A 23096-nucleotide genomic window follows, 5' to 3' on the forward strand; every position below is an offset into this window, starting at 1 on the left:
TTATTAACGATCTAGGAAGATCTATTTGTAACTACTTAACTATTAGTTATCAATTAAATATTTAACATTCATTATAACTATGTTTTTAGCAAGTTTATACTGAATGCTTCTTCGATGCTTTTATAGGTGCAAACCAGAGATATCATGCGAACGCTACCCAGTTCTTTTTTTCATTCTATGTTTCTGAAAAAACATGTGTTTTTTTATTGTTTAATGCAATTGATGGCATTGTGTGGCTTGTTATGGCTATGCAATCAAGTGGTTGCGTTCTTGCATTGGAGCATTCCCGGCAGTGTGCTGGGGTTAGGTATTTTAGTGTTGTTACTGTTAACCCATGTTGTGCCGGAGCGAGCCATACAAGCGGGTTCTTCTTGGCTCTTGGGTGAGCTGCTGCTGTTTTTTATCCCACCTGTGGTGTCGATTTTGAAATATCAGGTGTTTATCCGTGACGATGGCTGGATGATTGCTGGTACCGTTGTATTGGGCACTCTATCGGCTTTGATTGTGACCGCTTGGGTAGTGGATCGGGTGTATACCCTTGAAAAAGGCATAAATGACCGACGTCTCGTTCGAGCCAGTCATCGGGAAAATGGCAAGAATCGCATAGGGGTGCAAAATCATGTCTGATACGCTGTTAGCCTGTCTCAGTTTTGCCGCCACTATTGGTTTTTATTATTTGACGAAATGGGCCTATCGCCGCAAAAAGGTATTTTTCCTTGCGCCAATTTTATTGGCACCGTTGGCGATTATTGGTTTTGTGCTGTTAGTGGGCATTCCATTAGACGATTACTTTTTGTACACCCATTTTTTGGTGATGATGTTAGGGCCTGCGACGATTGCCTTTGCGGTACCGATTTATCAACAAAGGTCGATTATTAAACGCTACCCCTTAACGCTACTTATTGGGGTGATCACCGGATTAATGATGGGCATGCTATCGTCTTGGGTGCTTGTGCATATTTTCCCTATGCCGCCTGAATTGGCAAACAGCATGTTGTCGCGCTCTGTGTCGACACCCTTTGCTATGCAAGCCACGGTGAGTTTTGGTGGTATCCCAGACCTTACGGCCATGTTGGTATTAATGACGGGCATTGTGGGTATGGTGATCTGTGAGCCCGTGTTTCGCTATATTGGCATTCGCACCACGTTAGCAAAAGGCATTGCCTTAGGGGCGGCATCCCACGGGGCAGGGACGGCTAAAGCCCGAGAAATTGGCAGTGAGGAAGGCGTGATTGCCAGTTTAACGATGATTTTTGCTGGGATCGCGATGGTAATAGGCTCGCCATTGTTTGCTTTAGTTATTTAGGGTTTTATTACGGATATGGTGGCCCATCATCTACATCCGTGTAGATCATTGATTTATTTGTTAAAGATCAAATCGGTTAATACATTGGCCACTTTCTCTGGAGCCTCGATTTGTGGCGTATGTCCACATTTCTCAATAATCAATAAAGACGACTTGGGGGTGATGGATTGAGCGTTTTTGCTATGTTCAATGGATACGACCATGTCATGAGTACCATGTACAAAAAGCACATGCACAGGACAGGTTTTCAGCATGGACAGTGTTTTTTTATACAAGGCGGGGCGTTGGCCTGAAAAGTTTGTCATGAATCTTAGAGTGCTTAAAAATGCTTTGTTCGCGCCTGGGCGCATCACATTGCGGGTGATGACCGCTTCTATTTTTGGTCGTTGTTTTTCTGGCTCATAAAAAATCGACTGAATTTGTTGATCGATGGCTTGCTTACCCGGTTTATTCATCAACTCTCCCAATAGGGGAAGTGACATCAAACGAAAGGGAAAAGGTGATTCTTTCCCTAGTGAGGCGGCATTAAGCAGAGCCATTTTATTAACACGATCTGGATGAAGGTTCATCATATGGATACTGATGGCACCGCCGAGGGAGTTACCTCCTAAAGTGATCGGCTGGTCAATGTTTAGCGCGTCTACAAAATGCCAAGCGGCTTGCGCAAAGTCTTCAACACCATAAGGCTGGTTTCCGAAATCCGATAAGCCGTGTCCAGGAAGATCCCAAGTAATGACACGAAGCTGATTGTCTTTTGCCAATAGGGCATAGGGTTCCTGCCAAGTTTCTAAGGAGGCGCCGATACCGTGTGTTAGCAGTAGGATTGGCCCTTCTCCCCCCGTGTCCTGATAACGAATATTGCAGCCATTAACTGAGATGAACTGGTCTTGTGGCAAAATATTATCCTCCGATTTATTGTTATTATCTGCGGTCATTTTCAAAAGTAAAAAAGGTTGCTTGTTTGAGCAAGCATAAGACGTGCCTGCTTTAGATAATCTCTGACGATAATATGAGAAGCCTATTTAACATTTTGATTTTAAATGGGAAAATCAAATGCTTTTTTCATTGGAGGAGTAGGTTTTGATTAATATAAGTCCCGCTTATTTTGATCATATAATCAAGCCGTCTTGCTTAAACTGGCACCGGATGATGATTTCATCATATGACATTAGATTTTAGTGAGTTGGGGGTGCCAGTATTTGCGCCAACAGTGGTACCCAACGCTTAGTGTTTTATGTCAACCCAACGGGCTTCTTTATAGGATAACTCTGCCGCATCGCATAATTGATTAACCTGATAAGCGGCACGAAAATCCGGCCAGAGTGGGGCATCCGTTAAAATACCTTCTATAAGGTCGCGGATTTCTACTGCTTTCATATCGTTATAGCCCAAACCGTGACCAGCTGAGACGCAAAAATTCACGTAATCAGGGTGCTCTGGACCCGTTAGGATACGCCGAAAACCTTGTCGGTTTTTGGCATCGTCAGCGGTGTATAGCTGCAATTCTGATAAACGTTCTTGATCGTAAATCAAGGTGCCTTTGGTCCCAGTGACCTCAAACCACAAACTATTTTTACGGCCCCAAGCAATACGTGAGGACTCCAATGTGCCAATAGCGCCGTTGGCAAAGCGCACCATCATGTGTACTTGATCGTCGTTTTCGACCTTTCCCATCCTGTGAGTCTCTCCCATCAAGGGACGCTGTGTGTGCACGGTTTGTAAGTCTGCACAGACTTGAGTGATGGGAGCAACCAGATAATGGGCCATATTAATAATGTGCGAGCCCATATCACCTAAGGTGCCAGAACCGGAAAACTCTCGTTTTAAGCGCCAAGAGAAAGCACTATTGGCGTCGGCAAGATAATCTTCGTTGAAGGTGCCACGGAAATGCACAACATCGCCAATCTCCCCCTGTTGGATAATTTCTTTGGCGAGCTGTACGGTTGGGTTCTTGATATAGTTGAAGCCTACCAGCGTTTTAATACCTGCTGCCTCTGCAGACTGCGTCATGATTAATGCGTCTTCAGCGTTTAGTGCCAAAGGCTTTTCTGAATAAACGTGTTTGCCTGAGGCAATGGCCGCAAGCGCCATGTCTTTATGAAGATGATTGGGAGCACAAATATCCACGACATCAATATTTGGGTCGTTTACTAGATCGCGCCAATCGCCAGTTGAACGGGCAAAACCAAACTCTTTGGCTTTTTGTTCAGCTAATGTCGCGTCCACCTCGGCAATCATGTCACAGACTATTTCGCCACTTAATGGAAAAACCGCTGCGGCTGTTTTAAATGCGATGGCGTGGGCTTTTCCCATATAGCCAGTACCAATTAGACCTATTCTAACTTGTCTCATGCCTCACCTTTTTTATTATTTTTAACTTATTTCATGATGGTGTTTTGTAAAAAGGATTTATTTCGCTCGTTATCCTCTTTAATTGGCATAATATAGAAGGAAATGACTGGTGCCGTACATGACTGGAATGAAGAAGGATTTGTCTAAAATCACTTTTACTAATTTAAAAGAAGTCTATTTCGGGCTGACAAAATACCCTAAATCGGGCACACATGGGCCGCGTGTTCAGCGTGGTATCCAGCTCTTTCATCTGCTGAGTGGTCAGGTCACCATGACGATTGATGAGAAAAGCCTCCTTTTGCATCCTGGTGATTTTGCTTTGCTGCTGCCAGGTCGACATGAATTTCATCAATTTAGCGAGCGAGAAGAGAGCACTCATACCTGGTGTCAGTTGGATTTTGTCATACGGCCCGATGAACTGGCAGTGCAACTTGGCGATGTGCGGCCCGTAGTGGAAGCCAATTATGATATTCAGGCTTATATGGATTTAGGGCTAGCACTGACCCGTACACCGACACTGGCGACTCAGCCCGCTTTGTTGGATCTTGGGCAATCGTTATTACGTTATTATTTGGCCTATGCTAAGACCTATACGAATGCCAATGAAGACAGGCATCCTATTCCTAAAGCGGTGCGCATCGCTTGCGATTATATGAGTCGTCATTTTGATCAGCCGCTTTATTTAGATAAGATAGCCAAGGTGAGCCATGTTTCGACGAACCACCTAATCGTATTGTTTAAAAAACATCTACAAATTACACCAAGTCGTTACTTGTGGAAGTTACGATGTCAGCATGCGTCGGCTTTGCTGCGGGAAACCAACATTCCTATTAGCCTCGTCTCTGAACAAACAGGCTTTGTTTCAGCGTTTCATTTTTCGCGTTTGTTCAAGCAAGAATATGGTGTTTCTCCAACAGGGTATCGCCATGAACTGAGTCATCGGGATGGTTAAATTATGCAAATATCGAAGTATTTCGATATGGCGGATTGAATTCCCGTTTTCTTTCCCTATCTTATAAATATATTCGAATTAACTTTGAAACTTTATATAGGAGTTTATTGTGTCAACGACCGAGAAAAACCTCTTTAGTCCCGTTACATTGGGCGATGTTGCACTGCCAAACCGCTTTATCATGGCTCCGCTGACTCGTACCCGCGCACCGCACCATCTACCGAATGCCTTGATGGCTGAGTATTACTCCCAGCGCGCCAGCGCAGGCTTGCTAATTACCGAATGTACCATGGTGACAGAAGGCAGCTCGGCGTTTGGTGATGACCCAGGTATTTATTCCCAAGAACAAATAGAGGGTTGGAAGCTGACAACGGATGCTGTGCATAAAAAAGGCGGACGTATTTTCATGCAGATCTGGCATGCGGGTCGTGCTGCACACCCATTGCTTAACGGCGGCAAAGAGGCGGTTTCCTCTAGTGCTCTTGCTATTGATGGCGAAACGCATACCCCTGAAGGTAAAAAACCTTACACCGTGCCACATTCACTTACTGTGAGTGAAATCAAAGCGATCGTGAATGACTTCCGTCAAGGGGCAATCAATGCCAAAGCGGCGGGGTTTGATGGTGTGGAAATCCACGGTGCGAATGGCTATTTGATAGACCAATTCCTGCGTGAAAGTGCCAACCAGCGTACTGACGAATACGGCGGTTCTTTGGAAAACCGTGCTCGCTTTTTGATGGAAGTACTTGAAGCGGTCACCGAGGTCATGGGCAGTGGTCGAGTGGGTGTACGCCTATCGCCATTAAACAGCTTCAATAGTATGAAAGAAGAAGATCCTATGGCTTGGATTCGTTTCTTATGTGAACAGCTAAACCGTTTTAATTTGGCCTATGTTCACGTGATGCGCGCTGATTTCTTTGGCGCACAATCAGCGGATGTGTTAAGTGTGGCTCGTGAGGCTTATCAAGGTCATTTAATGGTCAATATGGCTTATGATGCAGAAGAAGCCAACCAAGTGATTGCCAGTGGTCAAGCCGATAGCGTGGCGTTTGGTAAAGCCTTTATTGCCAACCCAGATTATGTGGAGCGTGTGAAAGCGGGGGCGGATTTAAACGAACCTAACCCAGATACTTTCTACACCTCTGGTAAAGAAGGTTACACAGACTACCCTTTTATGACAGCGTAGCGATTAGCATTTTGTTATAGACAAAAAAGCCAAGGCGGTTAACGCTGCCTTGGCTTTTTTTGTTCGCTAAAACCTTAGGGTTGTCACCTAGTGCTTACACACCCACTGAGAACATTCCTTCTAAGTCGTGTTTGGAATAGGCACGAAATGCCAGCATGGTCTCGGTTTTCAAAATGAAGTCGATCTGCGCAAGATGCTGAGTAACTAATTCGGAGAGTTGGTCATTGTGCTGAACCCGTGCAATGGCGGCAATATCATAAGAACCACTGACGGAATAGACTTCGCTCAGCCCGTCGATCGCCGCCAATTCCTCAGCCACTTGGTTGATGTGCTTTTTGTCGACGGACAGTAAAATAATCGCAGTAACCATAGGTGTTTCCTCTTTAAACTTTTAGAGTACGCATGTGTTCAAGTAACGACATCATAGCAAATAGTGTGCGAATTAAAGCACCTTAAGTTGTGATTTACAAAGGAACAAAGCGGCCCCTTCGATGGCAGGAAAGTCTGGTTAGAGTTTTGTCTTAGTAGAAGTGAAAACGGCATGGTGACACCATGCCGTGGAAAACCGTTAGACGCTTACTTAGTTGAAGCGGCTGACAATGTTTGCAACACGCTCGCCGTAAAGACGCGCTGTTTCTAAATCGCCTTCTGGAATGGCATCCGCAGCGGCATCTGATGGCGATTGAATGAGCGCACCAACAGAACCGCCGAGGTTGTTTGTATCGTTACGTGTTGCAGAAAGTGTATTCGCTGGTGGAAGGCCTAAACTTACCCAAATGCCGCCGTGTTGAGAGGCCAGCGTTTGTAGATAAATTAGGGTGACTTGTTTGTCTCCGTTTAAACTGCCACTGTTAGTGAAAGCGCCAAATACTTTGTCCTTCCAAGCTTGAGTAAACCAGGCTTTAGAGGTGGCATCTGCGAATTTTTTGAATTGCCAAGGCACACCGCCCATGTAAGTTGGTGCGCCAAAAATAATGGCATCTGCGGCGTTTAACGTCTCCCAATCCGCTTCGGTGATGTCACCATTGTCATCAATTTGAATGCTCTGTGCATTCGCCCCTTTAGTAACATACTCGGCAATTCGTTTTGTATGTCCGTATCCAGAGAAGAAAACCACGACTGTTTTTTTCATTACTCACTCCAATATTTTTAGATCGATTAATACAAAGAGACTTTTGTACAATGGCCGTGTGAAAGCTTCTCACGGCAAGATTTCATTTAGATAACGTCTCGTTTTGTGTCGGCAAAATTAATAGTATATATTAGAAACTAACTTAACAAGAAGTAACCAAAGAGTGACTAGGTTACCTGAGGGAAACCACCATGAAACAAAATGCATCGCCTGTCGCCTATAATATTTATTCCAAAGACTGTCCTGCACGAGCTTTTTTTGATCGGTTGGCTGATCATTGGACGCTGTTGATTATTGGATTACTTAAAAAAGAAGCGTTTCGTTTTAATCAAATTAAACGTGAAGTAGAGGGCATTTCACAAAAGGTGTTATCGCAAAAACTCAAACAATTAGAGCGCGATGGTTTGATTACCCGTACTGCCTTCCCCACGGTTCCGGTGACAGTGGAATACCGTTTAACGGATCTAGGGCACAGCTTTGTGCAGACGATTGAGCAACTTGGCTGTTGGGCAGAGCAAAACATAGAGCAGGTGAAACAAGCTCAGAAAAATTACGACAGTATTAATGCATAGAGACCATTAATGTTAATGGATACTGCTTGTGCTTGGTTTGACATTGAGTTCCGCTTCAAAGCCACGTTTTCGGCCCGTCGCTGGTGACCTGAGATGCAAGGATATTCCTGCTCCTGTTGCAATGGCGTCGACGATGGCGAGCCCTAACCCCGAACCCGCTGCGGTTGTATTAGAGCGTACAAACCGATTACGTAAGCGCGCCATATCTTGAGGCGGTACAAGATGACCGTCATTCACCACTCGCAACGTCCCATCGTGGGACAAAGAGACCTCTATTGGCAGGTTGGCTTGGCCGTGTTTAAGAGCATTCTCAATAAGGTTTCTGACTAAAATAGCAAACGCATCAGGATCTAAATGTGACGATACCGCTCTGTTGGGTAGGATCAGATGAAGGCGGTCTGGTGTTTGACGACTGAAGTCACCCGCGATCATTGCCAAAATCGGTATTAGGTCATGGGGTTGCTCAGACAACGCACCGCCCCCTTCTGCTTTAGCCAGTTCGAGCAACTTTTCAGATTGTTTTGACAGACTGTGTAATGAGGCTTCGACATCCGAAATCTGTTGCTTCAGTTGCACATCGTCAATGACGGCTTTAACGCGTTGCACTTTGGCAAGAGCGATTGCCAAAGGCGTGCGTAATTCATGGGCGCTGTTGGCGGTAAAGCTGCGTTCAGCGTCCAAGGTTCTACGCAGCCGTTCAAGCAGTCGGTTCACCGCAATAGCGATCGGTGAAAACTCGGCAGGCAGTCGATATGTACCGACAGGGGATAAATCGCCAGCGCCGCGTTTTTCAATGGCATGTTGAAAGTCGGTGACTTTACGAAGCGACAGGCGAATGATGAGTAAGATGCCTAGAAAACTGATTGGCGCAAGAATTAGCAGGGGGAACAGCAGTGCAACGATGGCTTCTTTCAGGTCTTCATCTCGATAAGCGAGTGACTCAGCGACTTCGATGAATACGCGATGATTGAGTGCTGTGGTGGTATAGACTCGATGGGTGGCGGTGTCAGAAAACCCCAATAAGGGAGAGCGATTAAAAAGCTGTGGATCAGCATCTTTTGAGCGTAGAAGGATATGGCCATGACGATCAAGCACTCTGTATCGCAAGTATTTATCGTTGTTTTGCAAGATCGGAATATGAGAGTTGTTTGCCCCCAAGGCTCGTCTTTGGATATCCGCTGTGATCAAAGGTAAGATATGCTGAGTAGACCGCTTGAGGGCTTTATCGAAGGCCTCTTTCATTTCTTTTTGTACGACCAAACCCGAGGCTATCGCGCTTAATAACCACAGAATGGAGACGCCTAGTGTTAGGCCAATGCCGAGGTTTCTTTTTAAACTGCGTGTATTACTCATGAGTTTCTAGGCGATAGCCCATGTTTCTTACGGTGACAATTGCCTCGCGCCCTAGCTTTTTACGTAGGCGACTAATGTACACTTCAATGGTATTGCTTTCGATTTCTGCACCAAATTGATAGAGACGATCCTCCAGTTGTGAGCGCGATAACAAGGTGCCTGGTCGCTGAAAAAAGCCTTCCAGTACAGCCCATTCCCGAGCTGTTAGTTCAACGCTTTGTCCTTTCGATTTTAGGCGATGTTCGTTCAAGTCGACTTCTAAATGGCCTATTTTTACCAGTGGGTTTGGATTGCCCCGATAACGTCGAGCAACGGCGCTGACTCGAGCGGATAATTCGGATAAATCAAACGGTTTGATCAAATAATCATCGGCCCCGGCATTAAGCCCTTCAATACGATCAGACACCTGATCGCGTGCTGTTAGGATGATAACAGGCGTCGAACTGCCTGCTTTTCTAAGTTTTTTTAAAAAGCTGAAGCCATTACCGTCGGGTAACATGAGATCGAGCAAAATCAGATCATAAGTTGTGTTAAGCATACTGGTTTCGGCAAAGCGCAAGGAGGTCACCCAATCAATCGCGTGCCCATCTTCATGAATCTGATCCCGAACAGCTTCCCCAAGTCCAGTTGTATCTTCTACCAAGAGTACACGCACGTTTTACCTCTTATTCTGTTGATCACAGTATTGCTCAGACCGTCATTTGAACCCCATTAATCGACGTTCATGCTAGCCAGTGGAAGGTGAAAAAAAAGTCTTTTTTTCTCTCTGTTTCTTGTTCAGGTCAGTGTCAGGTAAAGGTTATAGAGTTCGTCCAACGGTTTATTAGGACGGATATTATGAGAAAGTACATTTTTTTGGCGTTAAGCCTGATCACTGCGTTCACCCTATCTATGTCAGCACAGGCACGAGAGGTAACCTTTACCACACATCTTGCTAGATACGATGGTAGTGGTGCGTATTTAGCGATCTATCTGGCGGATGCCCATGGCCGATACCGTAAAACAATCTGGGTGGCCGGGCGAAATGCCCGCTACTATTTTGAGCTGCCTGGTTGGGCTCGCGGTAGTCGTTTAAGACCTTCTGAATACGATGGTATGACAGGCGCTAGTGTCACCAGTGGCCATACCTTGGTTGTGACCAAAAATATCCCTGATAACTTAATTAATAAAGGCTATCGAATTGTCATCGACAGTGCGGTGGAAAATGGCAACAGCAATCGTGCCGATGTCTCCACCCCATTAACAACGGCCGGATCCGGCAAAACGGTGATGGGGAATGTGTATGTTCTCTCGTTTCGTTATGACCTTAAGTAAGACGATGAGGTAATAATAATGTTACGTAAACTACACGGTTTGCCCAGTTTATTTATGGCCTTGTTTTTAATCGCCATAGCAACGACCGGGGCCATGCTTTCCCTAATGCCTGCCATTCATAGAGCCCATGCTGTGGTGCCGGATAAGGGAGAAGTGAGTGTTGCCGCCATGGCGCAACGCATTGTTCAGCATCATCCAAACGTTGAAAAGATTGATCGAAAGTTGTCTGGTGAAGTGGTTGTTTATTATAAAACGGCGAACCACCAGCCTAAGGCGGATTTAGTGAACCCGTTGACGGGGCAGAGTATAGGTCCCTACCAACCTTCTGCTTTTATGAATTGGGTTGAAGACATGCACCGCTCCTTTTTACTGCACGATACGGGGCGAAAGCTGGCCGGCGGAGTAGCACTGGTTATGGTGTTGATTTGCCTGTCAGGTGTCTTTTTGTTGGTGCGTCGGCTCGGTGGCTGGAAGGCCCTTATCAAACCGATTAAAGGTAACGGTGTGAAGCGTATTCACTCGGAACTGGCTCGGTTCGCTGTGCTGGGGTTATTGCTTTCCTCGTTGACAGGGAGTTATATGTCAGCCATGCGTTTTGGCTTTGTTAAGGATCATACTTTTATTCCCCCTTCTTTTCCGTCCAGCGTGTCAGGTGGCCAACCTGCTCCGGTAGGCTCACTGATTGCGTTAAAAAATATTGATTTAACCTCCTTACATGAATTGGTGTTTCCCTATCCTGGTGACCTCCAAGATTTTTATACATTGACGACAGAACAAGGATCCGGCTTTGTGGATCAGTCGACGGGCACTCTGCTGAACTTTACCCGTTTGCCGCCGATGGGTGTCTTTCAGCAATGGATCATCCGTTTACACACGGGGCAAGGAATTTGGTGGCTTGGTCTTATTCTCGGGGCGAGTGCATTGACCGTTCCGGTCTTGTCCTACACCGGTGTGTTGGCTTGGTGGAGAAAGCGTCGAGTGAAGAAAGGGGACCTAGTGAATACGCCTAGCAAAGAAGCCGACACCATTCTTTTGGTTGGCACGGAGGGTCAAACGACATGGGGGTTTGCGCAAGATTTGCAGCGCCAATTGATTCGGGCTGGACGACATGTGCACTGTGCGCAAATGAACCAGTTGGTTGAGAACTATCCACAGGCCGATATGCTTTTTATTTTGACCTCGACTTATGGCAATGGGGACGCACCGACGACGGCACAGCAATTTATGAACAAGTTAAAACGCTTTAAAAGCAATAACTCACTCCGGTTTGCGGTATTGGGGTTTGGGGATCGACAGTTTCCCAACTTTTGCCAGTTTGCTTTGGATGTCACCACTGCCTTAGAGAATAAAGGCCTTACGCCTCTGTGTCATACCGAGTTGATTAATCGAAGTTCTGCCGAGCAATTTAGGGAATGGGGTAAAACGATTGCCGATTTGACGGGGTGGCCTCTGGCCTTGTCCTATCATCCGCAGCCTACCGTCACACAAACGCTGGCATTGGTTGGGCGTGAAGATTATGGCGTCAATGGCCATGCGGCCACGAGTATTTTACGCTTTCGTGCGGCGGGAACTCATTCTTTACCTTTTTTCGAAGCGGGTGACCTCCTGGGAGTGATGCCACCACAGGAGGCGACCGCGCGATTTTATTCCTTAGCGTCTTCGACAACGGATGATGTGTTGGAGATTTGCGTTCGCAAGCAACCCAATGGTGTCTGCTCCAGTTATTTACATGGCTTACAATTAGGTGATTGTATTGAAGGATTCATTCGTCATAACCCAGAATTTCGCCCCGCTGTTGGCCGTCATCCGGTGATACTGATTGGCGCTGGGGCAGGTATTGGCCCATTAACTGGGTTTATTCGACAAAATACTCAGCGTCATCCGATGTTTCTTTACTGGGGCGGGCGTAATCAAAAAGTGGATTTTCTTTATCAGCCAGACTTGACTCGATACCTTGATGATCAGCGTTTGACGGGGTTACAGACTGCTTTTTCACAGGGAGAAGATCAAACAACAGAAAAAGCTTATGTACAGGATAAGCTTTTACAGGATCAGGCAACCGTCCGACAATTACTAGAGCAAGGCGCGCAAATTCTCGTGTGCGGTGGTCGAGGCATGGCAAATGGCGTGACTCAAGCACTCAACGACATATTAGAGCCACTGCAAACGAACGTTGACGCGCTGAAAGCACAAGGACGTTATCTAGAGGATGTGTATTAACGAGGTTTTGATAATCTGCTAGCAATGAAACGTTAAGGGTTCCCTTTTGTTTTAGCCTGAGTCATAGCCAGTATGGCTTGGGCTAAATAACGAAGAACCATCATTTGTTTAGAGCTGGCCTTCTCAGTCCATAAAAAATGAGCCATATAAAAATGGCCAGAGAGCTTGCACTGTCTGGCCATATGGCTAAAAAGATTAATGAATCTTAAAGAAGCCCATCATTTGTTTAAGTTGCTCAGCTTGGACCGTCATCTGCTCGCTGGTGCTTGCGAGTTGTTCACTACCATCGGTATTTTGGCGTGTGATGTTATCGAGCTGCTGCATGGATTGATTAATACGTTCCACCCCTTGGGTTTGTTCCATACTCACGTTCGCGATGGATTGAATTAATTCCGATGTTTGATGAATTTGCGGTACAACTTCTTTTAATAAGTTACCCGCTTGCTCACTGATTCGCACACTATTGTGAGTGATGTCACTGATTTCTTGTGCTGCCGATTGACTTTTCGCCGCTAAGGCGCGTACTTCGTCGGCGACTACGGCAAATCCTCGACCTTGTTCCCCTGCGCGAGCCGCTTCAATCGCCGCATTCAATGCCAGTAAGTTAGTTTGTTCTGCAATGTCCTCAATGATGCTGATTTTGTCGGCAATGTTTTTCATCACACTCATGGTCTCATCCACTGCTTCACCGCCTTGCGCCGCTTTTTGACTGGCATTTAGCGCGATTTCGTTGGTCGATGTGGCGTTTTGGGAGTTTTGGCTGATGCTGGTGGAGATGCTTTCAATGGCTACCGTCGTATTTTCCAAATTATCCGCCATAGACGACGCACTGCTCGATAGGTTTTGCGCGGTAATGCTCACTTGAGCACTGGCCGCGGCCATCTGATCCGTGGCGCTTTGGGTTTCTACTATGATGTCTTTAATCTGATCGATCATGCCGTTGGTACTGCTTTTGATCGCCGAGAAATTTCCAATGTAGTCCTTGGTAATCCGTATCCGTAGGTCACCTTCTGCCAAGCGAGACATTTTCTCTGTAAGATCCATGACTATCTCCTGAATCGTGTCTGCCATGGTTTTCATGCTGGCTTTTAAGCTGGTGCTATCACTGTCATTCAGTTCAATGATGATGTCTGTGTTGCCTTGGGCAATTTGATTGGCAATTTCTGCCACTTCTTTAGGTTCACCGCCAAGTGATTTCATGATATTTCGCAATATCTTAATCCCCACAATGAAGACCACCACAATAACAATCACCGCAATAGATGCTTGTACGATCACGGCTTGCCAGATGGTGGTCACCGCTTTTTGTGCGCCGGCGTCGCCTAACTTTTGGTTGTAAGCGATGTGCTTGTTCAGTGCTTGGGTGAGTTTTTCTGCTTCCGGTGCGGTATACAACAAGACTCTTGTTGCTGCAGATTGCATGTTTTTGCGTGATAGGTTGATCGCTTTTTCGCGTTTCGCGTTATAGGCCTCAAATGCTTTGATTTCATTGTTGAGAAGCGTGGCGTCTTCTTTATTACTAATAAGCGGTTTATAGCTATCAAATGCTTTGTAAACTTCCGCCACTTTGGCTTTTAGTTGATCGTCCACTTTTTTCTTTTGTCTTTCATCGTTCCGTAATACGTGCACATAGGATAAGCGGCGTACTTCGCTGATGGCACGACTGATGTTAAGCATCACTTGAATTGATGGAACGGTTTTTACATTAACATGGTTAGAAGCTTCATAAATATTTTTGGTTTGAAATAATCCTAATCCCACTAATACGATTAAGCCAATCACTGCACTGGAGATCAGAACAATTAATTGACGTCGGACACTCATATGCTTGAGTCCCATGTATCCTCCTTAGTAAAGCTTTTATAGTTTTTATAGTTGTTTATGATTTTTTATTTTTATGGTTTTTTAATTATAGATAGTGATGGGAAAATATCCCTTGTTTTGTGTGATAAGCGCTTTGATTGCACCTATTCTTCATTTGAGAAACTATCCCTAAGAACATGATCTAGCTAGCAAATTTATGTGTCAATGTGTTTCCTTTGCCGCTGCCCCGACCATTTCATTGCTAGAACTGAAGGCACAAGGGCGGTATTTAGAGGGGGGGATTCGTCGGCAAACGCTTGTATTGAAAAGTGGCTAGTCGACTGCTTATAAAGGTCCATTTTCTGCTTTAACGATCAGAGTAGAAAATGGGCCTTTATTTTTATTGCTGTTTCACCTGACGACCTAAGGGAATAGAATTTGAAGAACTGCCTATTACGTGGGCATACCTTCAAAAGCGGGAACCTTATCCAAACCTTCGTCCCAATTGCCTTTGCTGCCCGTAAAAAGATGTGCTTGGGCTGTGATATCGACATCCGTATCCAAGCAACCTGCAGGCACAACGACTAGGCTGCGAGCTTTGGCGTCTGTGGGGACATTAGAACCACAAACAGAACAAAAAGTACGGGCAAAGTGGGTGCCTTCCAAATGATAGTAGCTCAGCTTATCTTCACCACTTAACCACTTTATGGTCGCACCTGGAGCAAATAGGTTGGCACAATGGGCCGAGCCTGAGGTTTTACGGCAGCGGCTGCAATGACATAAGAAGAATTTTTTAAATTCACCTTCTAACTCAAATTTCACCGCACCGCATAAACAAGATCCTGTGTGAAGATGTCCCATAGTATTGTTCTCCAAATATGGTTTTTATGTCTTTCAATAGCTACTATCTTGCCATGGTTTTCGGTCGTGAATAAAGCCAATAAAAAGGTTTCCTGTGACGGTTTAGAGTTGAGTGACCACCGTGACGCCTGGTGGATTGATCGTATCCATACTGGTCAGCGCGTAAATCGACTCTTCTAAGCTGATGGTTCTTCCCAGCAGTTTCTCTGGATTGAGTTTTCCTGGCTTGATCATCGTCAGCATAGCGTCGTAGTGAAACGGCCTGTTGGCGACGTTTAAAACGCTTAGAGGAAGAGGGCATTAACTGAAAGCCTCAACGCGGTTGCCAGTATAAATTTGGTATAACAAAAAGGCACGAGTGTGCTATTTAATACTGATGAATGAGAAAGCTGCCGAAAGGAGAGTAAATTGACAAACCATTACGACCACTTGATCCATATTCGCGATCATGCCGACGTTGCTTTATATGAGCTAATTCCCGATGTCGTGTGGATTTTTGACCTAGATAAACATGGTTGGTGGTGGGGCAACTCTGCGGCGCTTAAATTTTGGGGGTTAAATACGCTTGAAGACTTGATAAATAAAGACTTGTCTGGTGATACCCAAGGCGCAAAGGATCGCACTGCACAAACCTTTGAGCTGGCCTCTAAGTCAGGCCTAACAATCGATCCATGGACAACCTATCCAAATGGAAAACCAAAGACCTTGTATATGCGCCATCGTGCTGTTTTGGTCGGGCCAGATAAACATCGAGCCATCATTGCGTTCATCAATGAAGAAGTGAATTTAGGGGATACTCCAGAAAATCTGCTATTGGTTGAAGCCATGCGCTATACCAGTGTGTTAGTGACAAGCTTCAGTTTTGCTGGTGATCCAATCGTTGAAAACCCTGCTGCCACCGAAGCCTATAAGCATCTTTCTAGAGAAAATTTTCCTGAAGGACATTCTTTCTTTACCTCGCGCTTTGTCAATTTAGAAGAAGGCCAAAGGCTATTAGCCCAGGCGATAGACGAAAAAGGCGGCCAATGGACCTGTGATGTGAACACCTCCATAGGTCCTCGTAAGCACAGTTTAGATATACGCATCACACGCCACCCTTTAACGGGGGAGTTTTTATTATTGATGTCTGAGTATGATGTTTCTGCTTTACATTCTGCGTTAGAAGCCGAGAAAAAAGCACAAGATAAGCTGCGACAGCTAGCGCATTATGATGCAGTGACAGGGGTTCCTTCATTGCATTATTTACTGGAAAAAGAAGCGGAACTGATCATCAAGGCCGAGCAACAAAATCAATTATTGTCCATTCTGTATTTGGATTTAGATGGCTTTAAACAAGTGAATGATAATTATGGTCATGAAGCGGGGAATCAAGTGCTTACCAGCATTGCTGAAAGGCTTCATGCGCAAGTGAAAGAGGTTGGACAAATCGTCAGAGTCGGCGGAGATGAGTTTATTATTTGGCTTGATCGCCTGAATGATCGTGATGAAGTGCTTAAATTAGCCAATATCATTTTAAATGTCGTATTAGAGCCAGTCCTGATCAGTGATACAAATAAAACGGTACAAGTGAGTACCAGTTTGGGTATTGCTCATTACCCTGAACACGGTAAAGATATGAAATCGCTGATACAAACGGCTGATAGCACTATGTACCGTGTTAAAAAACAGGGAAAATGTGATGTACAAGTGGCCATTTAAAAATGAAAGCCGACCAGAACGGGTCGGCTTTTTAGTGATTCATGTATTTTTAATTCAATTGAAAATGCTATATCGACATGACAATACGCCCAGTAATTTCCCCTTTTTCCATATCAGCGAAGATGTCGTTAATGTCTTCAAGAGATTTTTCTTTGATAATGGCTTTGACTTTGCCCCGAGCTGCGAACTCTAAGCATTCTTCGAGGTCTTTACGAGTACCAACAATTGAGCCAACAACACTTACGCCGTTTAGCACCGTATTGAAAATAGGCAGTGGCATGTCTTCTGGTGGTAGACCAACTAAGACGCATTTTCCGCCTCGGCGAACAACGTCATAGCTTTGTCTAAAGCCTGCTTTGCTTACAGCCGTACAGACGGTTGCGTGGACACCATTGGTTTTTGCCAGGATATCCTCGACTACGTCATCGGTTTTAAAGTCAAAGAAACATTCGGCGCCAAGGGACATGGCTAATTTACGTTTAGCATCGCCCGTATCCACAGCAACCACTCGAAAGCCCATGGCAACAGCATACTGAACGGCTAGGTGTCCTAATCCACCAACACCAAATAGCGCCACCCAATCGCCTGGTTTTGCCCCAGATACCTTGAGGGCTTTATAGGTTGTTACGCCCGCACAAAATAATGGTGCTGCCTCCACATAATCTAAGCCATCGGGCATTTTGACGACATATTCCGCATGAGCGGCGCAATATTCCGCGTAACCACCATCGACCGAATAGCCTGCGTTTTGTTGTGATAAACAGAGGTTTTCGTTACCCGTTAAACAGTATTCGCAGTGGCCGCAGGCACTGTATAACCAAGGAATACCCACTCGGTCTCCTAGGGCAAGATGAGACACGGCACTGCCTACTTCGACGATTTCACCTACTCCTTCGTGACCAGGAATAAGAGGCAAGGTTGGTTTCACGGGCCAGTCACCGTGGCAAGCATGTAAATCCGTATGGCACACACCACAAGCGTGTATTTTGACAAGGACCTGGTGTGGTTCAATTTTAGGTTTGACAACGTCTTCGATTTTTAGAATAGCACCAAATTTACTGGCAACAGCTGCTTTCATAACAAACTCCATCTTATGCTTATTTTTATTAAATAGGGGTTAAGCGCACTTTCGTGGCTCACTTCTACTTTAAAGGCAAACAACAAAAAAGCTTGTCCAGTAGTCCATGATGCTTTCATCACAGTATTCTTTACCTAAAGAGAATGATTGCTTTTTGATGCTTTCATCACAGTATTCTTTACCTAAAGAGAATGATTGCTTTTTGATGGTTTCTGACTCAGTTTATACCGCTTCTGGCAAGATTTACGTATATAGAACGGTTTTCGATGAACTATGAAAAATCTCCTGCTGCAACTTATATAATGAAACCATAATGTTTTTCTTCAAAATAACGTACTTATAAAAGTGTTATTTAATAACCATGTATTGAAAATTTACTATATTAAATGCGGTTGTTTATTATCTTATCTATTGTTTCATCTTAATTAATTGAATCAATGAACTTGTGACAAGTTGAATAGAGTTCAGTTGAATATGTAAGTCTTTGTTTTGTTTTGTAATATAATGTTTTGTTTTGTAATATAATGTTTTGTTTTTATTCTATAAATCATTGTTTTTTCCTGATTATGATGTTTTGTTCTTTTGATTAAGTTGTGCTCTCATCAATATTTTATATTTTCTCAATTAAATCAACATCATATGATTTTTTTTTGTATTTTTATTAAATCTTGACGAATTTTTTAAACTAAGGATGAAAATTTTCTTGTCTTGAAAATTTCTTGTGATATTTTAGTTTGTGACGGCCGTGTTAACTAAATGGAAAGAAATGGATTTTCAGTTTTAAGTGAAAGATAAAGGTCAAATTTTAAATGGATTCAAGCGAATGAAAAGGTGATATATGAAAAATCTACTTGGTTATCTTAGAATAACCAATCTTTCCGTTAGATATAAACTGATGCTTGGTTTTGGTCTTGTTATTATTAGTATTATAGCCTTAACGGCTCTTAATAATTATGGAAATACGATTGTAAATCAAAAGGTAGCAGCGGCAGATAAGGTTAACCGTATTGTAAAACGGTTACAAACGGCCCGTATTCAGGAAAAAAATTATGATGCTAGAACAAAAGACGAATATGTCGATAAGTTCAATAAAGCCTTAGACGAGGCGGTTCATGAGGCCCAAGTTCTAAAACCTATATTTCAGGGAACAGAGCACGATAAAGTAATGGATCAGATTATCCAGAAAATATCGAGCTACCGGAAGAGCTTCTCTGATTTTGTCGAGCTTGATAAGCAAAGTCAACAAGCTATGTTGGAGATGCGAAATGAAGCGGGAGGTGCTGTTAATCAGCTATCACAAATGGGCCAGGAGAATACCTCTAATGCTAGACAAGCCACTGAGGTTGCCGACATTCAAGGAGAATTAGCGCTCGATATACTAAAAACGCGAATGCATGAAAAGAATTTTATTATCACTGGCAATCCATCGAATGTTGTTCTCGCCAAAAAAGAACTTGAGAAGATTAAAAATATTGCTTCCAGGTTAAAAGGCATGTTTAGTACCTCTGAAGGTCAGTCTCAATTAATGAGTACAATGCAACAAGTGGGTCAGTATGAGAAAGCACTCAATGCTTATGTAGACATAAACAATAAGAAATCCGCTGGACGAGAGACTATGATTAAAACCGCACAATCGGTTATTGCTCTGGCAGAAGACAGTCGTGCGAAGCAAAAACAGGAAATGATTGCCTTGCAGAAAAACATCTCGACTTTGTCCCTTATTATTAGCGCCATTGCCATTGTGATTTCAGTTCTTTCTGCCTGGCTCATTAGCCATCTAATTGTACCACCACTGCAAAAAGCGAAAGAAATGGCGGAGAGAGTCGCGAATGGTGACTTAACCATTACCTTAGAAGGAAAAAGTTCGGGTGATGAAGTGGGGCATTTGATGGACTCTTTAGCGCAAATGATCGCTGGACTTCGTGATATTGTTTCCCAGCTTGGCTCAAGTGCTGATCAAGTGGCTTCGTCATCAGAAGAACTTTCTGTGGTGACGGGACAAACTGCTTCTGGTGTTGAGAGTCAACGGGAAGAAGTTGATCAAATGGCATCTGCACTGGAAGAAATGTCGTTAACCATAAATGACGTCGCCAAAAATGCAGAAAATGCCTCTAATTCTGCGAGAGAAGTGAGTGAGTTATCTGCAAAAGGCAGTGTGATTGTCACATCCAGTAGGGAAGCGGTTTCAGGGTTAGCTCAGGAGATCGCCCAGTCGGCCGTTCAAATTGAGGCATTGAGTGATGAGTCGAAAAATGCGGTCACTGTGATCAATGTCATTCAAAGTATAGCGGAACAAACGAATTTACTGGCGCTTAATGCGGCTATTGAGGCAGCTAGAGCAGGCGAGCAAGGTAGAGGATTCTCTGTTGTCGCTGACGAAGTTCGTAATTTGTCTCAGCGAACTCAAACTGCAACGGAAGAAATTGCCACACTCATAGAAGGCCTGCAGCAAAAAGCATCTATTGCCGTTCAGGCAATGCAAAAAAACGAGAAAACGGCTGAAGAAACAGTGGCAAGAAGCGAGCAAGCGAACGATGCCTTGCAACAAATTACCCGCTCTATTACCTATTTGTCCGATATGAATACGCAAATAGCCTCTGCGACCACACAGCAAAACGTAGCAGCCGAGGAAATTAGTAAAAGTGTGGTGACCATTCGTGATATCTCGCAACAAACTGCAAGTGGCGCACGGGAGACATCACAAGCCAGTGAAGAGTTATCTCGATTAAGTCAGACGCTGCAAGACTTAACGCTCCGCTTCAAACTCTAGCAGCCTGACTGGTTCTGCTCTATAAAGGCAATGTGCTTCTCACATTGCCTTTTGTTTGAACACCCAACTCTACGTTGTTAGCTAACGTTGCTAGCAATTCCACTGTCTTTACTTATATTGATCAGCTAGAAGAACTCGACCATGCTCTAGGGAGAAACCAACCTAAAGACTGTGAGGTCACGCTGCGTCGCGTAAAAGTTAAAATGCAGGAGTGCCATGATGAAATGAAAGCTCTGCAAAAAACGGCAGCTCAACATTAAAGAAAGATGAGAACAAGCCTAAAAGTCGATGACAAATGATACCAAACCAGTGCTAACTGATTATGTTAGCACTGGTTTTTTTGTATCTTATAGTAACAAGGGGCTCAGTTTGGGGGATCCATAAGGTTATGTACGTTACTATCCATATAAGCCTGTCAGGGCATATGGATAGGAGATCACTTTATGACCAACTCGCAGAAAACGTTATCGGGGGCCGTATTGCTGCCGGTATTTATTCCCACCGTTATTATTACTCTATTACTCATCGTCGGAACACTTAGTAACCCAGAGCTTGCCGGCGAGGCATTCAAAAGTGCGTTGTCATGGATAACAGAAACCTTTGGCTGGTTTTATATGTTGGCCACCGCGATTTTTCTTGTGTTTATGGTTTGTATTGGCTTCAGTAGCTGGGGCAATATTCGTTTAGGGCCAGATCACGCCGATCCGGAATACAGCTTTCCTGCTTGGTTTGCTATGCTTTTTTCCGCTGGCTACGGTATCGCTCTGTTGTTTTTTGGTGTTGCTGAGCCGGTATTACACTTCTCTCAACCACCTAATGCCACTGCTGAAACTATTGGGGCGGCTCGTGAAGCGATGCAAATCGCTTACTTCCACTGGGGGTTACATATTTGGGGCATATACGGTCTGATGGGGCTGGTACTTGCCTATTTTGCGTTTCGTCATGGTTTGCCATTGTCCGTCCGGTCGGCACTTTATCCGCTGATTGGTGATCGTATTTATGGCCCTATTGGCCATACTGTTGATGTGTTTGCCATTCTCGGTACCTTGTTTGGTTTAGCGACGACGCTCGGGTTATCGGTTACACAGATTAATGCTGGCTTGCATTACCTTTGGGAAGGCATTCCTATTAACACGACAGTACAAGTGATAGCGATTGGTTTGATTACCTTAGCGGCGATTGGTTCTGTGGTTGCTGGTATGGATAAAGGGGTGAAAAATTTATCGATTTTGAATATGGGGTTAGCCGTATTCATTATGGTCATTGTCTTTTTTGTCGGTCCTAGCATTCATATTCTCGATGCCTTCGTGCAAAACACCGGGGCGTATTTGAGCAACATTGTAGAGCGTACCTTTAATCTACAGGCGTATACGCAAAGTGATTGGATAGGTAACTGGACACTGTTTATCTTCGCATGGACCATTGCCTGGGCTCCGTTTGTTGGCTTGTTTATTGCCAAAATTAGCCGTGGTCGTACCATCCGCCAGTTCATCTTTGGTGTGCTTGCTGTGCCGACCATATTTACTTTCCTATGGTTTTCTATCTTTGGCGACACCTCTTTGTATTTGATTATGGAACAGGGTAAGGATGTGCTCATTGGCGAAGTACAGGCAGACCATTCGGTGGCCTTATTTCAGTTTTATGATTTGTTACCTTGGTCTACTTTCTTATCCGTCGTCACCGTTTTCTTGATTATCACTTTCTTTGTTACCTCATCGGATTCGGGGTCCTTAGTCGTTGACTCATTGGCGTCTGGCGGCGCGCTAGAAACTCCCATTTGGCAGCGTGTCTTCTGGGCTTCTCTTGAAGGTGTCATTGCTGCCACCTTGTTGTTAGCAGGCGGTTTAAGTGCATTACAAACCATGAGTATTCTAGCTGCATTGCCCTTTGCTATGATTATGCTGTTGGCGGCGCTTGGGCTATGGCGAGCACTGGTTATTGAAGGCCATCGTGAAGCTGCCGTAGAAGCGGCTGCGGTTCCTGGCCGTGCGTTTAGTAACGAGGGGAACTGGCGCAAACGTCTTAGTACATTGTTTAAGTTTCCTGGACAGGCCAAGGTGAGCCACTTTATTAAAGAAGTGGTCGTGCCAGCAATGGAAGAAGTGCAAAAAGAACTGGCGATCCATGACTGGAAAGCCAACATTACCACGCAAGAGAATGGTGTCACCTTCCAACTTGAGCATGACGATAAACTGGACTTTTTCTATCAAGTGTTGGCGACGGAACACCAAATCCCCGAAGCCCATAGCGACAAATCAAACTATGACACCCATTGGCAAGCGGATGTGTACATTCGTAATGGGGCATTGGGTTACGAGCTTTATGGCTGTAGCAAAGATGAAGTGATTCGAGATCTTATTGATCAGTTAGAGCAGTACTTTAACTTTGTTGATGCCGCACCGGGACAACTTCCTTGGAATACCGTTTCTTAATAAAAATGCTTTGCTAAACAGAGCTGTGAAAATACGGCTCCTTTAAAAAGCCAGCACCACCTCACGG

The 23096-nt window shown here is 44.6% G+C and carries 20 protein-coding genes; 10 read left to right on the top strand and 10 right to left on the bottom strand.

Annotated elements, in window-relative coordinates:
- Positions 1-144 precede the first annotated feature (144 nt).
- Both AC0VYG_RS01045 and AC0VYG_RS01050 read left to right on the top strand, forming a co-directional pair.
- Positions 145-627, top strand: coding sequence for a CidA/LrgA family protein (locus AC0VYG_RS01045; protein ID WP_475430510.1), 483 nt, complete (start codon positions 145-147; stop codon positions 625-627).
- Entirely contained in the window at positions 620-1306 is a 687-nt protein-coding gene (locus AC0VYG_RS01050) for an LrgB family protein (RefSeq protein WP_475430511.1), read from the top strand. The genes AC0VYG_RS01045 and AC0VYG_RS01050 overlap by 8 nt, the downstream gene beginning before the upstream one ends.
- A gap of 53 nt (positions 1307-1359) precedes the next feature.
- On the opposite strand, the gene AC0VYG_RS01055 is transcribed toward AC0VYG_RS01050, so the two are convergent.
- Together AC0VYG_RS01055 and AC0VYG_RS01060 are read right to left on the bottom strand one after the other, a co-directional pair.
- Positions 1360-2202 (bottom strand): alpha/beta fold hydrolase, encoded by an 843-nt coding sequence (locus AC0VYG_RS01055; RefSeq protein ID WP_475430512.1) that lies wholly within the window; start codon positions 2200-2202, stop codon positions 1360-1362.
- Between the two features lie 328 nt (positions 2203-2530).
- Positions 2531-3658 carry a Gfo/Idh/MocA family protein gene (locus AC0VYG_RS01060; RefSeq protein ID WP_475430513.1) on the bottom strand — a complete coding sequence of 376 codons (1128 nt, stop codon included), beginning with the start codon at positions 3656-3658 and terminating at the stop codon, positions 2531-2533.
- Between the two features lie 118 nt (positions 3659-3776).
- Here AC0VYG_RS01060 and AC0VYG_RS01065 point away from each other — a divergent pair, with 118 nt between their 5' ends.
- Positions 3777-4610, top strand: coding sequence for a helix-turn-helix domain-containing protein (locus tag AC0VYG_RS01065; protein ID WP_475430514.1), 834 nt, complete (start codon positions 3777-3779; stop codon positions 4608-4610).
- A gap of 109 nt (positions 4611-4719) precedes the next feature.
- Complete coding sequence (locus AC0VYG_RS01070; protein WP_475430515.1) at positions 4720-5796, top strand: alkene reductase; 1077 nt, start codon at positions 4720-4722, stop codon at positions 5794-5796.
- Between the two features lie 94 nt (positions 5797-5890).
- Here the strand turns inward: AC0VYG_RS01070 and AC0VYG_RS01075 are convergent, their stop codons facing one another.
- Together AC0VYG_RS01075 and AC0VYG_RS01080 are read right to left on the bottom strand one after the other, a co-directional pair.
- Positions 5891-6166 carry an Lrp/AsnC family transcriptional regulator gene (locus AC0VYG_RS01075; protein ID WP_199475531.1) on the bottom strand — a complete coding sequence of 92 codons (276 nt, stop codon included), beginning with the start codon at positions 6164-6166 and terminating at the stop codon, positions 5891-5893.
- A gap of 210 nt (positions 6167-6376) precedes the next feature.
- Positions 6377-6928: a flavodoxin family protein gene (locus tag AC0VYG_RS01080; protein WP_199475530.1), complete on the bottom strand. Its 552-nt coding sequence runs from the start codon at positions 6926-6928 to the stop codon at positions 6377-6379.
- 191 nt (positions 6929-7119) lie between these two features.
- Between AC0VYG_RS01080 and AC0VYG_RS01085 the strand changes: the two genes are divergently transcribed.
- A complete protein-coding gene (locus tag AC0VYG_RS01085) occupies positions 7120-7500 on the top strand; it encodes a winged helix-turn-helix transcriptional regulator (protein WP_475430516.1) in 381 nt (126 codons plus the stop codon).
- A 12-nt stretch (positions 7501-7512) separates the two neighbouring features.
- Here AC0VYG_RS01085 and AC0VYG_RS01090 read toward each other — a convergent pair whose 3' ends face one another.
- Together AC0VYG_RS01090 and AC0VYG_RS01095 are read right to left on the bottom strand one after the other, a co-directional pair.
- Complete coding sequence (locus tag AC0VYG_RS01090; protein ID WP_475430517.1) at positions 7513-8853, bottom strand: sensor histidine kinase; 1341 nt, start codon at positions 8851-8853, stop codon at positions 7513-7515.
- On the bottom strand, positions 8846-9508 hold the full coding sequence (locus tag AC0VYG_RS01095; protein ID WP_475430518.1) for a response regulator transcription factor: 663 nt from the start codon (positions 9506-9508) through the stop codon (positions 8846-8848). The genes AC0VYG_RS01090 and AC0VYG_RS01095 overlap by 8 nt, the downstream gene beginning before the upstream one ends.
- Positions 9509-9690: 182 nt before the next feature.
- On the opposite strand from AC0VYG_RS01095, the gene AC0VYG_RS01100 reads away from it, so the two are divergent.
- Both AC0VYG_RS01100 and AC0VYG_RS01105 read left to right on the top strand, forming a co-directional pair.
- Positions 9691-10167, top strand: a complete 477-nt coding sequence (locus AC0VYG_RS01100) for a DUF2271 domain-containing protein (protein ID WP_475430519.1) — start codon at positions 9691-9693, stop codon at positions 10165-10167.
- Positions 10168-10185: 18 nt separating this feature from the next.
- Positions 10186-12387, top strand: coding sequence for a PepSY domain-containing protein (locus AC0VYG_RS01105; protein ID WP_475430520.1), 2202 nt, complete (start codon positions 10186-10188; stop codon positions 12385-12387).
- 195 nt (positions 12388-12582) lie between these two features.
- On the opposite strand, the gene AC0VYG_RS01110 is transcribed toward AC0VYG_RS01105, so the two are convergent.
- The 3 genes from AC0VYG_RS01110 to AC0VYG_RS01120 all read right to left on the bottom strand — a co-directional run bounded on the left by AC0VYG_RS01110 (position 12583) and on the right by AC0VYG_RS01120 (position 15294).
- Positions 12583-14226: a methyl-accepting chemotaxis protein gene (locus tag AC0VYG_RS01110; protein WP_475430521.1), complete on the bottom strand. Its 1644-nt coding sequence runs from the start codon at positions 14224-14226 to the stop codon at positions 12583-12585.
- Positions 14227-14643: 417 nt separating this feature from the next.
- Complete coding sequence (locus tag AC0VYG_RS01115) at positions 14644-15051, bottom strand: GFA family protein (protein WP_475430522.1); 408 nt, start codon at positions 15049-15051, stop codon at positions 14644-14646.
- 102 nt (positions 15052-15153) lie between these two features.
- Positions 15154-15294, bottom strand: a complete 141-nt coding sequence (locus AC0VYG_RS01120) for a hypothetical protein (protein WP_475430523.1) — start codon at positions 15292-15294, stop codon at positions 15154-15156.
- A 165-nt stretch (positions 15295-15459) separates the two neighbouring features.
- Here AC0VYG_RS01120 and AC0VYG_RS01125 point away from each other — a divergent pair, with 165 nt between their 5' ends.
- Positions 15460-16749, top strand: a complete 1290-nt coding sequence (locus AC0VYG_RS01125; RefSeq protein WP_475430524.1) for a diguanylate cyclase — start codon at positions 15460-15462, stop codon at positions 16747-16749.
- 67 nt (positions 16750-16816) lie between these two features.
- On the opposite strand, the gene adhP is transcribed toward AC0VYG_RS01125, so the two are convergent.
- On the bottom strand, positions 16817-17827 hold the full coding sequence (adhP, locus tag AC0VYG_RS01130) for an alcohol dehydrogenase AdhP (protein WP_475430525.1): 1011 nt from the start codon (positions 17825-17827) through the stop codon (positions 16817-16819).
- A gap of 838 nt (positions 17828-18665) precedes the next feature.
- Here adhP and AC0VYG_RS01135 point away from each other — a divergent pair.
- Both AC0VYG_RS01135 and AC0VYG_RS01140 read left to right on the top strand, forming a co-directional pair.
- On the top strand, positions 18666-20597 hold the full coding sequence (locus tag AC0VYG_RS01135; protein ID WP_475430526.1) for a methyl-accepting chemotaxis protein: 1932 nt from the start codon (positions 18666-18668) through the stop codon (positions 20595-20597).
- Between the two features lie 443 nt (positions 20598-21040).
- On the top strand, positions 21041-23029 hold the full coding sequence (locus AC0VYG_RS01140) for a BCCT family transporter (RefSeq protein WP_475430527.1): 1989 nt from the start codon (positions 21041-21043) through the stop codon (positions 23027-23029).
- Positions 23030-23096: the final 67 nt, after the last annotated feature.

The sequence above is a fragment of the Marinomonas sp. 63XJN7_7_ISO-PGPR-S23-202 genome, assembly GCF_056173505.1.

Excerpts from the sequence above, each read along its gene's own strand:
- AC0VYG_RS01045 (WP_475430510.1), top strand. The coding sequence starts at position 145 with ATGCGAACGCTACCCAGTTCTTTTTTTCATTCTATGTTTCTGAAAAAA.
- AC0VYG_RS01050 (WP_475430511.1), top strand. The coding sequence starts at position 620 with ATGTCTGATACGCTGTTAGCCTGTCTCAGTTTTGCCGCCACTATTGGT.
- AC0VYG_RS01060 (WP_475430513.1), bottom strand. The coding sequence starts at position 3,658 with ATGAGACAAGTTAGAATAGGTCTAATTGGTACTGGCTATATGGGAAAA.
- AC0VYG_RS01065 (WP_475430514.1), top strand. The coding sequence starts at position 3,777 with ATGACTGGAATGAAGAAGGATTTGTCTAAAATCACTTTTACTAATTTA.
- AC0VYG_RS01075 (WP_199475531.1), bottom strand. The coding sequence starts at position 6,166 with ATGGTTACTGCGATTATTTTACTGTCCGTCGACAAAAAGCACATCAAC.
- AC0VYG_RS01080 (WP_199475530.1), bottom strand. The coding sequence starts at position 6,928 with ATGAAAAAAACAGTCGTGGTTTTCTTCTCTGGATACGGACATACAAAA.
- AC0VYG_RS01085 (WP_475430516.1), top strand. The coding sequence starts at position 7,120 with ATGAAACAAAATGCATCGCCTGTCGCCTATAATATTTATTCCAAAGAC.
- AC0VYG_RS01090 (WP_475430517.1), bottom strand. The coding sequence starts at position 8,853 with ATGAGTAATACACGCAGTTTAAAAAGAAACCTCGGCATTGGCCTAACA.
- AC0VYG_RS01100 (WP_475430519.1), top strand. The coding sequence starts at position 9,691 with ATGAGAAAGTACATTTTTTTGGCGTTAAGCCTGATCACTGCGTTCACC.
- AC0VYG_RS01105 (WP_475430520.1), top strand. The coding sequence starts at position 10,186 with ATGTTACGTAAACTACACGGTTTGCCCAGTTTATTTATGGCCTTGTTT.
- AC0VYG_RS01110 (WP_475430521.1), bottom strand. The coding sequence starts at position 14,226 with ATGGGACTCAAGCATATGAGTGTCCGACGTCAATTAATTGTTCTGATC.
- AC0VYG_RS01115 (WP_475430522.1), bottom strand. The coding sequence starts at position 15,051 with ATGGGACATCTTCACACAGGATCTTGTTTATGCGGTGCGGTGAAATTT.
- AC0VYG_RS01120 (WP_475430523.1), bottom strand. The coding sequence starts at position 15,294 with ATGCTGACGATGATCAAGCCAGGAAAACTCAATCCAGAGAAACTGCTG.
- adhP (WP_475430525.1), bottom strand. The coding sequence starts at position 17,827 with ATGAAAGCAGCTGTTGCCAGTAAATTTGGTGCTATTCTAAAAATCGAA.
- AC0VYG_RS01135 (WP_475430526.1), top strand. The coding sequence starts at position 18,666 with ATGAAAAATCTACTTGGTTATCTTAGAATAACCAATCTTTCCGTTAGA.
- AC0VYG_RS01140 (WP_475430527.1), top strand. The coding sequence starts at position 21,041 with ATGACCAACTCGCAGAAAACGTTATCGGGGGCCGTATTGCTGCCGGTA.